The organism is Acinetobacter sp. TGL-Y2 (genome assembly GCF_001612555.1).
Taxonomy (GTDB): Bacteria; Pseudomonadota; Gammaproteobacteria; order Pseudomonadales; family Moraxellaceae; genus Acinetobacter.
Genome location: NZ_CP015110.1, coordinates 627,745 through 643,091, shown reverse-complemented (window position 1 = coordinate 643,091; position 15,347 = coordinate 627,745). Strand labels below are relative to the sequence as shown.

Below are 15,347 nucleotides of genomic sequence, written 5' to 3'. Positions count from 1 at the left end.
TGTCTTCAAAAGAGTTATGTACCATGTCTGATCAAGAATTAAATCTAAGCCCGACACGTCCCTATCTAGCACGTGGAATTTATGAATGGATTTGTGATAACAATCTGACGCCTTATCTATTGGTCGATGCGACAAAGCCTTATACAGATGTGCCGACTCAGTTTATTCAAGATGGTCAAATTGTCCTCAATATCGTGCCGCATGCAGTACACAAGCTAAATATGAGCAATGATGCCATTACCTTTTCTGCACGTTTTGGTGGGGCATCTAAAGATATTTATGTTCCAATGGCGGCAGTTTTAGGTTTATATGCCAAAGAAAATGGTCAAGGCTTGTTCTTTGATCCAGATGAATATGCAAATGCACAAACAGAGCAAAATGCTTTAGAATCAACACAGCCAGAAGTATTAGAAACAGAAACACCGAAGAAAAAACCAAGTTTAAGAATTCTAGATTAAATATAAGAGGAGAAATGAATGGCTTTTGATTTAGTACAATATTTTGCTGAGCAGATTAAGATTCAAAAGCCTCAGCTTCTTCGCCAATATTCTTCAGAAGAGCGCTGCGAGTATTTAAATGAAATCAATACCTTAAGCCTGGGTAAGTTGATTAGTTTGTGGCGTAAAGATGAAGATAAAATCTATCATGAAATTCATTCTCAAGATCAACTTTATATTCAAGAAGTGGCACGACACCTGACCACCTCAAAGCACAATCAGTCGACCTTATCCAAAACTGAACTTGAAGCGGCAACCAGTGAAATTTTGACTCTACAAATCAATGAACTCAAACAGCTTGATGTTACCGGTCAATATAAGGTTCGTGGTATGCGTGAATTGCTTCTTGGGCAAATTGAGCATCTTTCCGGTCATGCAAAAGACTGGGTTTGGTCAACAAACGAACTAACTGAACTGATTGGTTCTCAACCTGTAGAGCAAGAAGAGTTATCATTAGACCAAACGATGAAGGAATTTAATCATATGGTCACCCATCCACACGTAGATACTCCTATAGTTGCTGAGCCAATTGTTGTTACTGTACCAACATGGTCAAAAATTGTAGAGCCTGCCGTTGCAATCTTTATTCTCGCTGTACTGTACTGTGCCTTGCAAACCATATTTGCTTAATTTGTTTTAAATAAAAAAGCGATCATTAGGTCGCTTTTTTTATTTTAAATCAGTTTAAATCACAACAATATAATTAATACGTGATTAAAATCACAATTATAAAGGCATTAATTAAAATATGAAAAATTAATATTCAAGTTATTGCATTTATAATCTTCTCCACTATACTAAAATAAGTAAAAAAAACTGAGTATACCAGTCAGTTATTTTTTAGCTAAATAAAATTTAATATAACTTCATACATATAAATAAATAGAGTGAGAAAAAGCATGGGTAAAGTAACATTACAATCACTAGAATCAATTGATGGCTTCTGTGCTGCTGCATTAGTAGATGGTGAAAGTGGATTAGCACTAGCGACGCAAGGTGGAGGTGGGATTGACCTTGAGCTAGCAGCCGCAGGTAATACAGAAGTCATTCGATCAAAGCGCAAAGTTGCTAAAGCACTCAACTTGAACGATAATATTGAAGATATCTTGATTACCTTAGGGAAACAATATCATTTAATTCGTCCCTTAGAAAAAAATCAGAATATTTTCCTTTATTTAGTATTAGACCGGAGCAAATCGAATCTTGCTATGGCACGACATGAGTTAAAAAGCTTTGAAAATGAATTAGATTTTTCGTAATGCTTTAATGCCCATTTATTATTTCATAAATGGGCTTTTCTCGAATAAATATTAAAGTGTAGCTATGAATAATAACTGTGTAAATATAGCAATATCGGGATTAGGATTATTAACCATAGATGATATTAAGAAGAGATTAATAAATGGATTACCACATTCCACTCAAATTAACTGGACACATATTACAGACAATAAATTAGATTGCTTGGTTATCAATGAAGATTTTTTTGAAAATAATAATATCCAAAAAATTATTAATGAAAAAAATATTCCTTATCTGAAAGTATCTAAAGTTAAACGAGCAAATGATCCACATTTATTATGTACACCAATCACAGATGAGGCAGCTCTACAAAATTTGATTCAATCCTGTCTGAAAATGATATCAAATACCCCTGTGCAATTCCAACCATCAGACCTTGATTCAAACTCAGCTATGGATTCCCAGCTTTTTAATCAAATATACAATGAATACAGCCGAAAACTATTATTGAAAGATCAGTATGGAACCATTGCGGTGTTGGATCACCATGCACACTGGGCATGGCCCGATACTACTCGCCAAACATTTATGACCAATGAAAGTATTATGTATGTGGATGCAACAACCTCAGATTTTTTAAGAATTTCACGTAAACATCAAAAAAATTTAGAAAATTGGTTGTTTGAACTGATTTGGAATTCACCTCACTTTATGCACCTACCAGATGATTTTGCCACTTTTAGATTGCATTATTGGCCACAGCCTATTGTGACGGATCAAAAAATCATTTTGCAACTATCGGCAGCATTTAGTCTAGGCGCACAGGTTTCCACAGTTTCAGAAAAACTGAATATTTCATTGATGACTGTTAAAAAGTTTGTTATCGCCAATCAAGCCATCAAAAATATTGAAAAAATATCGCTTAAAGATGTTCGATTTTCTGTGCAAAATACCAAGATTCAAGAATCAGCTGAATCTTCCCAAATAGCAAACTTTTTCCAGAAATTAAAACGTCGATTCGGTTTTTAAATCAAGGTTCGTATGATTATTCAAAAATATAAAATTGTATTTGCTGGTTCAATGGGATCAGGTAAAACAGAGGCCATTAAGTCGCTTTCGGAAATTCCAGTTCTCGCCACGGAAACGCTGAATACAGACGATGCTAGCCATAAAAAAATGTTAACCACTGTAGGGATTGATTATGGCGAAATCACTTTAGAAGATGGGGCAAAAATAGGTTTATACGGTACACCTGGTCAAGAGCGTTTTAATTTTATGTGGGGTGTCATTAGCCAAGGAGCGATTGGCACGATTATTCTGATTGATCACAATGTAAATGCTCCCCTTGATGAGCTTCAATATTATTTAGATTTCTTTAAACATCACGCTGAAAATATTGCTATTGGTGTGACCCATATTGATGAAAACCTTGACCACTCCACGCACCAATATCGGGAATGGTTAGTCTCTAATCATCTCAATTACCCGCTATTTTTTATCGATGCACGCAAAAAAGAAGATGTTTTAATGTTGATTGAAACACTCATCACCAAGTTAGAAATAGAGCATATGTAAGGCGATTGATATGATTCCAGCATTTAAACAAAGACAAGCGCCAGAAAAGTTAGTGCAATTTGCAAAAGAGCAGATTCATGATGTATTGATGCATGTGAAAGGGGTCGATTATATTATGATCTGCTCATCTGACGGTTTTGAACTCGAATCCGTTTCACGACGTACCGACTTCAACTCCAGTAAGCTTGCTGCTGTCAGCAGCTCAATTCTTGCCATGGTGAGCGCATTTTTGAATGAGATTCAACTTACAGGTTGTAATAGTATGACGCTGGATGCTGAAAATGGTAAAGCGATTTTGACCTCCGTACCCTCAAATCAACATCCGATGGTGATCGTCACATTGGCAGCCAAAGATGTGCTATTGGGTCAGCTGCTCTACAGTTTAAAGCAAGCCAAAAATGCCATCATTGAAGCTGATCAATAATCTATTTCGTTAAAAAAACCCGCTATCAGCGGGTTTTTTTTAGTTCATAATTACAGCTCAACACTCAATAAAACTTGACGTTTTTTCACTTGCTGACCAACCTGTCCCACAATCTCACCCACAACCCCATCGACATCGGATTTAATCTGCTGCTGAATCTTCATGGCTTCTAAGATCAATAAGGTCTGCCCTTTAGTTACTGTATCGCCGGGATTCACGACCACATTAATAATGGATCCATCCATTGGGGCGCGGATTTTACCATCACCTGCCACTTGAGCCGTTTCTGGCGGTAAATAGGTAATGTTTTCAACACTCACATTGCCGTTGGCGGTATCTAGATACACTTGATCACCTACAAGCACATAACTGATTTTACGGCGCACCCCATTGATCAGATAAATCAGCTGCTGCGTATTTTGCTCCACAATTTCAATAGTTTGCTGCTCACCGCAAATCTCAACGCTGACTTTGGAGGCATCAAGTTTCACAATCAAATCTAGCTTTTGCTCATCGTAACGAAGCTTTAATGGCAGTGACAATGCAATGCCAGTGTTCCAGCTACTTTGTGTGGATGCATTTGAGAACAATGCTGCAATCAACGCTAAGCTTTCAAGACTTAAACTCTGTTTATTTAAACTGACATCTTCTTGGAAATGTTGTTGAATAAAGGCGGTGTTGGTATCCCCTGCCACGACCACGGGGTGACGTAGCAAATTCACCAAGAACTCTTTATTGCTGTTCACACCGAGCAAAACGCTCTCTTCTACCGCCGCCGCCAGTATGCGAATGGCATCCTTGCGGTTTTTACCATAGGCAATCACTTTTGCAACCATAGGGTCATAAAACGGACTAATCTCACCTTGGGATAACATGCCATGATCAATACGAACATTCGGCAACTGTGCAGATTCCCAACGTAAAATTTGACCTGTTTGCGGCAAAAAATCTAAACGTGGATCTTCTGCATATAAACGTACTTCAATCGCATGACCTTTGAAAGTCAATTCAGATTGTCGTAAGGGTAATGTCTCACCATTGGCCACACGGAGTTGCCATTCGACCAAATCTAGTCCAGTGATCATTTCGGTCACCGGATGCTCAACTTGCAGACGGGTATTCATCTCTAGAAAATAAAATGCACCCGATGCGTCCAATAAAAATTCAACCGTGCCTGCACCCACATAATCACATGATTTTGCCGCAGCGACTGCCGCTTCCCCCATACGTTGACGCAAATCTGGTGTCATCACCGGACAAGGTGCTTCCTCCACCACTTTTTGGTGACGGCGCTGAATTGAGCAATCACGCTCAAACAGATAGACATAATTGCCATGGGTATCACCAAAGACTTGAATCTCCACGTGACGAGGTGCTATCACTGCTTTTTCAATAATCAGCTCGCCTGAACCAAAAGCATTTTCAGCTTCTGAGCGCGCTGTGTTGAGTGACTCCAGCAGTTCAGATTCCTGATGCACCAAACGCATTCCGCGTCCGCCGCCGCCTGCCGAAGCTTTGACCATCAGCGGGAAACCCACCTTACGTGCTTGCTCTGCCAGAAAATCGATCTCTTGATTGTCGCCTTCATAACCCGGTACGCAGGGTACACCCGCTTGAATCATCGCAATTTTAGACAGACGTTTACTGCCCATCAGCTCAATCGCTGCTGCGGTCGGTCCAATGAAGGTGATACCATTCTCAATACAAGCTTGTGCAAAATCAGTATTTTCAGACAAAAAGCCATAGCCTGGATGCACGGCATTGGCTCCGGTTTTTTTACATGCTTCAATAATATTGGGAATAGATAAATATGATGCGGATACTTTTGAAGGTCCGATATACACGGCTTCATCTGCGACCTGTACATGACGTGCATGTTGGTCTGCATCTGAATACACTGCAACTGTTTTGTAGCCCATTGCTTTAGCTGTTTGCATTACACGTACCGCAATTTCACCACGATTCGCCACTAAGACTTTAGAAAACGCCATATCACCACCACTATTTTTATCAGACCTCCTTTATCCAAGGAGGTGATTTTCATTTTTTATTTGGGTATAGAACATAGAGTGTGATCCCTATTCATCTGCCCAACTTGGTTTTCTTTTTTGAATAAAGGCCATGGTTCCTTCCATACCCTCTGCACTGTTGACAGCCTCTGCAAACTGCGCTGCTGCATCATCCAATAATGTACTTAACGCTTCTTGATTCGATGCACGATGTAATAACGCTTTGGTTGCACGTGATGCCAATGGCGCTGTACGTTTGATTTGCTCAAGCGTGGTTTCAATGATTTGCTCAAGCGCCATCGTGGTATCAGCAACTTCATGCACAACACCAAAATGTAAGGCTTTTTCACCACTAAAACGTCCACCTAACAGCGCTAAACGGCGTGCCTGTGTTAAACCAACACGTTTCACGACAAATGGTGCAATTTGTGCAGGTAAAATACCAAGCCCAGTTTCAGGCAAACCAAATTGAGCATCCGCATGACTGATTGCGATATCCGATACACAGGCCAATCCAAAACCACCGCCAAGCACAGCTCCTTCCAATACCGCTACAACCGTTTGTGGTGCTTGTTCAACCAGTTCAAGCATGGCGCCAAATTGGCGGTTAAATGCGATATAAGGCGTGTTGTTCCCTAGACTCATTGCTTCAGCACGAATGCCTGCCATGTCTTTAATGTCACCACCTGCACAAAAATGATTGCCATGCCCACGGAAAACCACAGCACGAATAGAGGTATCATCCGCAATCGCGTTAAAGACACTCATGATCGATTTGACCATGTTTAAACTCATGGCATTACGGCTGTCTGGACGATTTAACCAAATTTTAAGTATCGAGCCATGTTGCTCAAGCTGAATACTGTCATCTTCCAAGATGCTATTGAGTGGATGTGAATAGGACATCATCTATCTCCTTATTTACGTTTGCTTGGCAAGGTATCCATCAGTTTACAGATAATGCCGAGCATGATTTCATCTGCACCTCCACCAATGGAAACCAAACGACCATCACGGAAAAATTGTGCAGCAGGGTTATCATTCATAAAACCATTTCCACCCCAGAACTGTAAACAACTATCTGCCACTTCACGAGTCAAACGACCTGCTTTGAGTTTTGCCATAGAGGCGATTTGGGTGACATCTTCGCCAGCAATGTGTAATTCACATGCACGATAATTCAATGCCTTAAGCGCTTCGACTTCAGTCATCAGTTCTGCAAAACGAAAATGAATATACTGGTTATCAATGAGTGGCTGACCAAAAGTCGTGCGTTCTCTGGTGTATTGGATGGTCTTTTCAATACAACTCAGCATCCCCCCCATGGCATTGGCTGCACCCCACATACGCTCTTCTTGAAATTGAAGCATTTGCATCATAAAACCCATACCTTCAGTACCCACCAAGTTTCGCTGGGGTACTCGGACATTATCGAAGAAGACTTGCGCTGTGGTACTAGAACGCATCCCCAATTTATCTAAAGGTTCTGAGAAACTAATGCCTGGCGTTTTTGCAGGAACAATAATCATCGATTTATTAAAGTGTGGTTTCCCATCAGAAGTGTTGGCCAATAAACAGAAAAAATCTGCTTGGAGTGAATTGGTGATCCACATTTTATGACCATTAATAATGTAATCATCACCGTCTTTCACTGCTGTGGTTTTTAGTGCTGCAACATCAGAACCTGCTTGAACTTCTGAGACGGCAATCGCAGCCACATAGTCACCCGCAATGGCGGGTGTTAAAAACTCATCGCGCAATTCTTTACTGCCAAAACGTGCAATTGCAGGGGTTGCCATATCAGTTTGCACGCCCATTGCCAGCGGCACACCCCCACAATTAATACGACCCAACTCTTCTGCGACCACCAAATTGTATGAATAATCTAACCCGAGTCCGCCATTTTCTTCAGGCTTACAAATACCCAGCAAACCCAAATCGCCCATTTTTTTAAACACTTGATGAATCGGGAATTGACCGGCTGCTTCCCACTCCGCGACGAATGGATTGATTTCGCTGTCAATAAATTGGCGTGTGGTACGACGTAATGCATCATGTTCTGCGGTAAATTTCATTTTTTATATCCTTAATTTTAATTATGTTTTAATCCCTCCCTTGCGAAGCGATGCTTCTCACCTCTTTGAAAAGAGGGGAAAGTCCCTCCTTAGTAAAGAGGCTCTCTCTCCTTTTAGGAGAGGTGAGGCATATATGCCGCAAGGGAGGTTGTAAATCGTTAGAACCGCGATACACCAAATCGTGTTGGATTCAAATTACGGTTTTCTGCTTCATAAATGGTTTGCAGAAGGAAGATCAGCACTTTACGGGTATCCCGTGGGTCAATAATGCCATCGTCATGCAACATGGCCGTATTGAACAAAGCCGTCGATTGCGATTCCAACTTTACTGCGGTACTTTGCTCCAAGAAATCCAGCATTTGCTCATTGGGTTCCATGCCGGATGCGCGCTGTTTGCCTTCGGTAACAATCCGCAGCACTTTGCCTGCCTGCGCTGAACCCATGACCGCCACATGTGAATTCGGCCATGCAAAAATAAAATCTGGCGCCAGTGGACGTCCACACATCGCATAGTTGCCTGCGCCATATGAGCCATGCGCAATGATTGAAATTTTGGGTACAGTACAATTGGCAACGGCTTGAATCAGTTTTGAACCATGTTTAATAATCCCGTTTTGCTCAGCATCGGTTCCCACCATAAAGCCTGTGGTGTTGTGCAAGAACAATAGTGGACGACGCGTTTGCTCACACAGATGAATAAACTGCGCAGCCTTGGCTGCACCTTGCGGGGTAATTGGACCATTATTGGTGATTATCCCAATATGTAGCCCCCCGATTTTCGACCAGCCACACACCGTATGTGCGTCATATTCTGCTTTAAACTCGAAGAAATCAGAATCATCCACCAGACGTGCAATAATTTCTTTCATATCCAAAGGCTGTTTCGGATCAGCTGGAATAATGCCCAGCAATTCTTCAACATCAAAGCGTGGTTCTTTATAATCCACATCTAAGCTTTGGGTTTGTTCCTTCCAGTTTAAATGTCCACAAATTTCACGTGCAATAAGAATTCCATCAGCATCATTTTCAGCTAAAAATTCTGCAGTTCCTGCTACTTGAGCATGCATTTCTGCCCCGCCGAGTTCTTCAGCGGTTGCCACTTCACCTGTTGCGGCCAAAAGGAGTGGCGGTCCAGCAAGAAGCATTTCAGTTTGTTTACGTACCGTAATCACATAATCAGAAAGACCTGGCTGATAGGCTCCACCCGCAGTTGCATTACCATGTACCACTGAAATTTGTGGAATCCCCATCGCAGACATGCGGGCTTGATTGGCAAATGTGGTTCCACCTGCTGTAAACACTTCAGCAGCATAGTTTAGGTTTGCACCACCACTTTCCGCCAAGGTCACGATCGGCAATTTTTGCTGCATCGCGATCTGTTGTAGACGTAAGGTTTTATGCACACCCATCGGTGCCATCGTGCCGCCTTTGATTGCACTATTACTAGCAGTGACTAAACTACGCACACCATTAATGAAACCGATTCCCGCAATAATACCCCCGCCAGCATCTGAGCCATCCTTATCATCATGCATGTTATAGCCCACTAGGCCACAGAGTTCTACAAATGGAGAGTCGGAATCGAGTAATAAACGCACACGCTCATAAGGCAAAATTTTGCCTTTCTTTTCAAATTTAGCTTTAGCGGCATAAGATTTATCCACACCTTTTTGTTGGACTGCACGCACTTCTTCAAGCTGTGCCAGTAGCGACGCTCTATTGCTTTCAAATACTTCACTGCCCACAGCCACTTCAGATTGGAGTATCGGCATGACTTCGCTCCTTAAGCTTGATGATTTCTTTTTTTAATGACATCAGGAATAAATGCACGGTGAAAGCCGTTATAGGATTCACTGTTTTTTGCATCTGATAATGGATACATGCGTGTGCCTTGCGATGCTGCACCATCTATTCTGAGCGTGACACCCGAGACAAATCCTGCCGCTTCAGACAGCAAATACACAATTGCAGATGAGACTTCTGATTCGGTCCCCATACGCTGTAGAGGGACATTATTGGATAAACTCGGAATAATCACTTCCGCAAATACGCCCGAATACGTATCCATGCCTGATGATAAAATCCAGCCCGGTGCCACAGCATTGACCCGCACCCCAGATTTACCCCATTCAACAGATGCAGTCTTGGTCAAATTATCCACCCCAGAACGTGCTGCCCCTGAATGTCCCATACCTGGCATCCCGCCCCACATATCAGCCGTCATATTGACGATGCTGCCGCCATTTTTTTCCATCCACTGGTTATACGCTTCGCGCATTAAATAAAAGGTTGAATGCAGGTTATTACGGATGACCGCATCAAAACCATTGGCAGAAATCCCTTCTAAACTTGATGGAAATTGACCGCCCGCGTTATTCACTAAACCATCGATTCTGCCAAATGTTTCAATCACTTCAGCAATCATGTCTTTGACTTGTTGTTCTTCACGGTTATCACAGACGATGAAATGAACCTTGCCACCATCTTCAGTAATTTCGTTGCTGACATGTTGAAGTTTTTCAATCTTTCGACCAGTGATCACCACTTGTGCACCCAGTGCAGCAAGCTCATGTGCCGTACAACGTCCTATCCCTGAACCACCACCCGTCACAATCACGACTTTTTCGGCAAATGCATCGGGTCTAAATATCGAGCGATAACTCATCCTGATTTTCTTCCTTTATTAATTCACACTTATTTTTTACAGTTTTTCTGATTCAATTTTTTACAATTTCAACGATTAGCCGCTTGATTCAATAATGATACAGGTACTTTGACAGGCATATCTAAAAGTTGTTGCGCAAAGGCTTTACCTTGGGGGTCAATGCGTAAACTCGCCACTCCACCACCGCCCAAAGCATCAAGTAGTAAGAAATTCAGCGCATGAAACCCTGGAATTTCATAACGTTGCACTTTATTTTCTTGATTATCTACAGCTTCGAACACATGCTTCATGTATTCCGCGACATTCACTTCAGTCAGTGATGCACGAATCCAAGGCAGAAATTCTGGTCGACGCGCAATCACCCCGATATTGCTGTAATTGCCTTTATCCCCACTGCGCGCATGCGCCACTTTGACCAAAGGCACTTCAATTTCATCGCCTTTAAATTCCGCCACTTCACCCGCAGGCAATGTTTGCGTCTGCACAGCGGAACCCACTGGAATTTGAACGGGATGACGTTCACCATTAAGATCCACTTCAACCTTCAAAGATGATTTATCCACCAAGAAAGAAAACAGTTTAATCACAGGAGATGGTTTAGGACGTCCCCCCACAATGCCAGTCAATGCAGGTGCCATACCGGTTGATGCTTGTGCAATTTCAGATGCAAAAAACATACAGGCTTCTTTAAACATATGCTTTACCGCAATTTTCACCACCACCTCACGGTTGCCTTGTACGCGGCGGTTCGCGCCATAGGTGGTTTCAGTTCCCAAAATTTCCACTGACTTTTCACTAAATGGTGGAACTGAACGCATTGCAAGCACACGTTCAACTTTGGTTAAGATTGCATTTGAAACAGCTAAAGCTTTTTCTTCAGCATCTTGACCGGCAAGTAAGAAACTGACCAATACGCGGTGACCATCTGGGTAGGTGGTGCTGACTTTATAGTGTGAGCTGGGTGCGGATCCTAAAGCCCCAGAGACTTTGACGCGGTGCTCGCCGACTTGCTCCAACTTCACTTGAGTGAAATCTGCAGTCACATCTGGCAATAAATATGCTTGCGGATGACCAATTTCATACACCACTTGTTCAGCGACTGTACCCACCGAAACCAGACCGCCGGTGCCTGCAGGTTTAGTCACCACAAATGTACCGTCTGCTGCCACTTCAACAATGGGAAAACCCATGTTGTCAAAGCCTTCAACCAAACGCCAATCGGTAAAATTACCCCCGGTACACTGCACACCACACTCAATCACGTGACCTGCAAGTGATCCTTGAGACAGTTTGTCATAATCGTCCAATGACCACTTGTATTCATGTAAAAGTGGACCCAACACTACTGCTGAATCCACCACACGCCCGGTAATGACGATATCTGCGCCCAAATCTAGAGCATCACGAATCGCAACAGCACCTAAGTAAGCATTACTACTTGCCACATGCGCAGGTAAATCTTCGCCGCTAAACATCTCATTGATATTTTGTTTTTGCAAAGTGGTATGTTGATCCATTAAATCATCACCCAATACCACCGCGACTTTCAAATCAAGTCCTGCATTTTCAATCACTTTGACTAAGGCATCACGGCATGCCAATGGATTGACTCCACCTGCATTGCTGATCACTTTTATTTTTTTATCGGCAATTTTTTTAATGAGGGGCGTCATCACACGACTGACAAAATCAAGTGCATAGCCATGCGAAGGCTCTGTCATTTTCGCCTTGGCCATTATCGACATGGTAATTTCTGAAAGATAGTCAAACACTAAATAATCAATATCGGACATGTGCACCAGTTGGAATGCCGCGGTATTGGTATCCCCCCAAAAACCAGAAGCACAGCCAATTTTTACAATTTTTTGATCATCCTGATGTGTAGTCATTATTGCCTTCTCATTATTATGTTTAAACTTTAAACACAATCTACCAAGCAAGCGCTTGGTTTGTAAAGTGCAAAATGTTATTATTCTTGGCAAATCTGCTTAACTTAAATTTAGATACTGATACAGCAAGGCTTTCGCCAATAGAACGGGATAAAATAATAAAATGATTGCTTCTTCAATTGAACACATTCAACCGATTGCATGTTTTGATGACACCCCCCGTGGGCGTTTACTGTTAGGTGCGGCTTATCTATTCCATAAACAAGGTTATGCCAAAACCACAGTCAGAGAATTGGCGCAATTTATCGGGATCCAATCGGGCAGTTTATTTCACCATTTCAAAACCAAAGACGATATTTTAGCCAATGTGATGGAACAAACCATTATCTACAATAATGCTTGTCTTGAAGGTGCGATAGCCACATCAGATGATCCTGAACTGCAACTTAAGGAATTGATTAAAGCCGAACTCGAAGCGATTTCCGGTGATACAGGATCTGCTATGGCGGTCTTGGTGTATGAATGGTTTGCGCTTTCGCCAGAAAATCAGAAAAAATTACTCAAACTTAGAAATGATTATGAACGTATTTGGCTGAATGTGATTCAAGTATTACATGATCAAGGAAAAATTAAACACGATCCATTTATTTGGCGCCGCTTAATTGGGGGGGCTATTGCATGGACGGTGACATGGTATAAGCCAGAAGGAAAATTAAGTTTGGATCAATTGACCGATATCGTCTGGGAAATGACCCTCAATCCGACATAAGCTCTTACACCTCAAAATAAAACATAGGTGACTCATGAGCCACCCATTATTATTCATTTAACTTAATTCATTCAACTTAAATCATTAGAAGCCCAATTGACGACTGGCCAAATCTTTCATGATTTCTTCTGCACCACCACCAATCATATTCACCTTCACTTCACGGTAGATTCGCTCTGATTTCATTCCGCGCATAAACCCCATACCACCCAACGTTTGCACCGCAGCATCTGCACAAAACTGCATGGTTTGTGTCGCAACATTTTTGAGCATACAAATTTGTGCAATCAGTTCATTGCCTTGTAATTCAGGACGTCCCATTTTATATGCGGTGTCTTCGAGCATGGTTCTGGTCATTTGCAGACGTGTCGCCATATCGACTAATTTATGACGCACCACTTGATGATCAACTAGACGTTTACCAAAAGTTTTACGCTGTTGCGCCCAATCGAGTGCTTCTTTATAACACACTTGGGCATAACCATAACTGCCCGCGGCTAAGAAAAAGCGCTCCATATTAAAATTATTCATGATCACAAAGAATCCCATATTTTCAGGACCAATTAAATTTTTCGCAGGTACACGTACTTGATCAAAATGTAGATGTGCTGTATCAGATGCCCACCAACCCATTTTATCTAATTTAGTTTTAGTAATTCCTGCAGAATGCGCATCAATCAATAACATCGAAATCCCATTTGGGCCTTTGGCTTCAGGATCCGTGCGTACTGCAACCGTATAATAATCAGCGCGAATGCCTGAGGTAATAAAGGTTTTTTCGCCTGTCACTATATAATCATCACCCTCTTTAATCGCTTTGGTCTGCAAAGCAGCCACATCTGAGCCACCGCCCGGTTCAGTAATGGCTAAGGCTGATATTTTTTCACCCGATAAAATTTGTGGTAAAACTTCTGCTTTTATCTCTTCACTTGCGAAACTATTGATCGGTGGTGCACCAATCATATGCGAAAGCAATGATGCAACTAAACCTCCTGAAGCACATTTCGCTAATTCGACACAGGCCAGTAAGGTATAGAATGCATCTGTCTCCGTGGTACCACCATATCTCTCATCAAAACCTGATGCCATCAATCCAATATCTGCCGCTTTTTTATAAAGTTCACGTGGAAATGTTCCAGCCTCATCCCATTCATTCACAAAAGGCGTAATTTCTTTTTCTACGAATTTTTTAACTGCATTGGCAAAGGCAAAGTGCTCATCTGTATAGTAAATTGGATTGTATTGCATTATCTATGTCCCTGAAATTATTTAAATCCTTCCTTTTCATACTGACATTTACTGATGTTTATTTAATAGCAAGAAGCATCATTTTTTTGGCATAAATCAACAATCATCTAATTTTCAGACACTATGAGATTGATTATTGAAGAGTTATTAAAATTTATGATTTAATTTTAATAACAATCTTGTAAGATTCAGTGATTCTAGAGGACAAATAAATTCAAATTGGACTTTTTCAACACTTCAAAATTCTCATCAATCGCATCACAATATTCAATAACTTCAATTTTACTGAGATCACTTTGACATCACATTCTTGAATATTAAAGACTTGCAGAACATTAATATCTCTATAAAAAATGTTGCCACATTCAACATAATAAGCAAAATAGACAGTTTGGTATTTGAGCAGTCTGCCCTTCAAAAAATCAGTTGCAGTTATTTTGAGGTCCGAAAATAAAATTTGGGGCAAACAAGCTTCAAAGCACAAGATTTATAGCGATATTCGATATCGTCATCTATTTTGAATTTCATCATCATTCTAAAATTTTAGGATATTTCAATATTTTACTTCTATTTTGCACTCTTCCTCATGCTAATTAAGATTTACATTAACCAATAAGACAAGCTATGTTGTTCAGATTTTTTTTCTAAGCAAAAAAAACACCCCCTTCATCATTAAGATGAAGGGGGTGTTTTAGGAATTAATGAGCTGGCGATGACTTACTCTCACATGGGTAACCCCACACTACCATCAGCGCGAAGAGGTTTCACTTCTGAGTTCGGGAAGGGATCAGGTGGTTCACTCTTGCTATTGTCGCCAGCACAACTGTTTATGGATACTTGCATTGGTCTTATTTAGATGCCAAGGCGTTCTACCAAAAGAGTTATTAACAGAATAATATTTGAGTTGCAGTTTAGGTACTTGCGATTACTAAATCAAGGTTTTTGTATCAATTA

General features: G+C 41.2%; 14 protein-coding genes and 1 rRNA gene. 7 read left to right on the top strand and 8 right to left on the bottom strand.

Going from position 1 to position 15,347, the window contains the following annotated elements:
- Window positions 1-23 precede the first annotated feature (23 nt).
- From AMD27_RS02980 to AMD27_RS02955, 6 genes are all read left to right on the top strand, one after another.
- Window positions 24-458, top strand: coding sequence for a ClpXP protease specificity-enhancing factor (locus AMD27_RS02980; RefSeq protein ID WP_067656168.1), 435 nt, complete (start codon window positions 24-26; stop codon window positions 456-458).
- A gap of 18 nt (window positions 459-476) precedes the next feature.
- Window positions 477-1,127 carry a hypothetical protein gene (locus AMD27_RS02975; protein WP_067656165.1) on the top strand — a complete coding sequence of 217 codons (651 nt, stop codon included), beginning with the start codon at window positions 477-479 and terminating at the stop codon, window positions 1,125-1,127.
- A 269-nt stretch (window positions 1,128-1,396) separates the two neighbouring features.
- Window positions 1,397-1,756: a hypothetical protein gene (locus tag AMD27_RS02970; RefSeq protein WP_067656162.1), complete on the top strand. Its 360-nt coding sequence runs from the start codon at window positions 1,397-1,399 to the stop codon at window positions 1,754-1,756.
- Between the two features lie 64 nt (window positions 1,757-1,820).
- On the top strand, window positions 1,821-2,768 hold the full coding sequence (locus AMD27_RS02965) for a hypothetical protein (protein WP_150115746.1): 948 nt from the start codon (window positions 1,821-1,823) through the stop codon (window positions 2,766-2,768).
- A gap of 12 nt (window positions 2,769-2,780) precedes the next feature.
- Window positions 2,781-3,314 carry a GTP-binding protein gene (locus AMD27_RS02960; RefSeq protein WP_067656156.1) on the top strand — a complete coding sequence of 178 codons (534 nt, stop codon included), beginning with the start codon at window positions 2,781-2,783 and terminating at the stop codon, window positions 3,312-3,314.
- A 10-nt stretch (window positions 3,315-3,324) separates the two neighbouring features.
- Window positions 3,325-3,738 (top strand): roadblock/LC7 domain-containing protein, encoded by a 414-nt coding sequence (locus AMD27_RS02955; protein ID WP_067656153.1) that lies wholly within the window; start codon window positions 3,325-3,327, stop codon window positions 3,736-3,738.
- Window positions 3,739-3,788: 50 nt separating this feature from the next.
- Here the strand turns inward: AMD27_RS02955 and AMD27_RS02950 are convergent, their stop codons facing one another.
- From AMD27_RS02950 to AMD27_RS02925, 6 genes are all read right to left on the bottom strand, one after another.
- A complete protein-coding gene (locus AMD27_RS02950) occupies window positions 3,789-5,729 on the bottom strand; it encodes an acetyl-CoA carboxylase biotin carboxylase subunit (RefSeq protein WP_067656150.1) in 1,941 nt (646 codons plus the stop codon).
- Between the two features lie 87 nt (window positions 5,730-5,816).
- Complete coding sequence (locus tag AMD27_RS02945; protein ID WP_067656147.1) at window positions 5,817-6,653, bottom strand: enoyl-CoA hydratase/isomerase family protein; 837 nt, start codon at window positions 6,651-6,653, stop codon at window positions 5,817-5,819.
- 11 nt (window positions 6,654-6,664) lie between these two features.
- Window positions 6,665-7,822: an acyl-CoA dehydrogenase family protein gene (locus AMD27_RS02940; protein WP_067656140.1), complete on the bottom strand. Its 1,158-nt coding sequence runs from the start codon at window positions 7,820-7,822 to the stop codon at window positions 6,665-6,667.
- Between the two features lie 158 nt (window positions 7,823-7,980).
- Window positions 7,981-9,594 carry an acyl-CoA carboxylase subunit beta gene (locus AMD27_RS02935; RefSeq protein ID WP_067656137.1) on the bottom strand — a complete coding sequence of 538 codons (1,614 nt, stop codon included), beginning with the start codon at window positions 9,592-9,594 and terminating at the stop codon, window positions 7,981-7,983.
- 11 nt (window positions 9,595-9,605) lie between these two features.
- Complete coding sequence (locus AMD27_RS02930) at window positions 9,606-10,487, bottom strand: SDR family oxidoreductase (RefSeq protein WP_067656134.1); 882 nt, start codon at window positions 10,485-10,487, stop codon at window positions 9,606-9,608.
- Between the two features lie 68 nt (window positions 10,488-10,555).
- Window positions 10,556-12,376: an acyclic terpene utilization AtuA family protein gene (locus AMD27_RS02925; RefSeq protein WP_150115744.1), complete on the bottom strand. Its 1,821-nt coding sequence runs from the start codon at window positions 12,374-12,376 to the stop codon at window positions 10,556-10,558.
- A 163-nt stretch (window positions 12,377-12,539) separates the two neighbouring features.
- Between AMD27_RS02925 and AMD27_RS02920 the strand changes: the two genes are divergently transcribed.
- Window positions 12,540-13,145 (top strand): TetR/AcrR family transcriptional regulator, encoded by a 606-nt coding sequence (locus tag AMD27_RS02920; RefSeq protein ID WP_067656131.1) that lies wholly within the window; start codon window positions 12,540-12,542, stop codon window positions 13,143-13,145.
- An 84-nt stretch (window positions 13,146-13,229) separates the two neighbouring features.
- On the opposite strand, the gene AMD27_RS02915 is transcribed toward AMD27_RS02920, so the two are convergent.
- Both AMD27_RS02915 and rrf read right to left on the bottom strand, forming a co-directional pair.
- On the bottom strand, window positions 13,230-14,393 hold the full coding sequence (locus AMD27_RS02915) for an acyl-CoA dehydrogenase family protein (protein ID WP_067656128.1): 1,164 nt from the start codon (window positions 14,391-14,393) through the stop codon (window positions 13,230-13,232).
- 704 nt (window positions 14,394-15,097) lie between these two features.
- Window positions 15,098-15,212, bottom strand: a 5S ribosomal RNA gene (rrf, locus tag AMD27_RS02910).
- Window positions 15,213-15,347 lie beyond the last annotated feature (135 nt).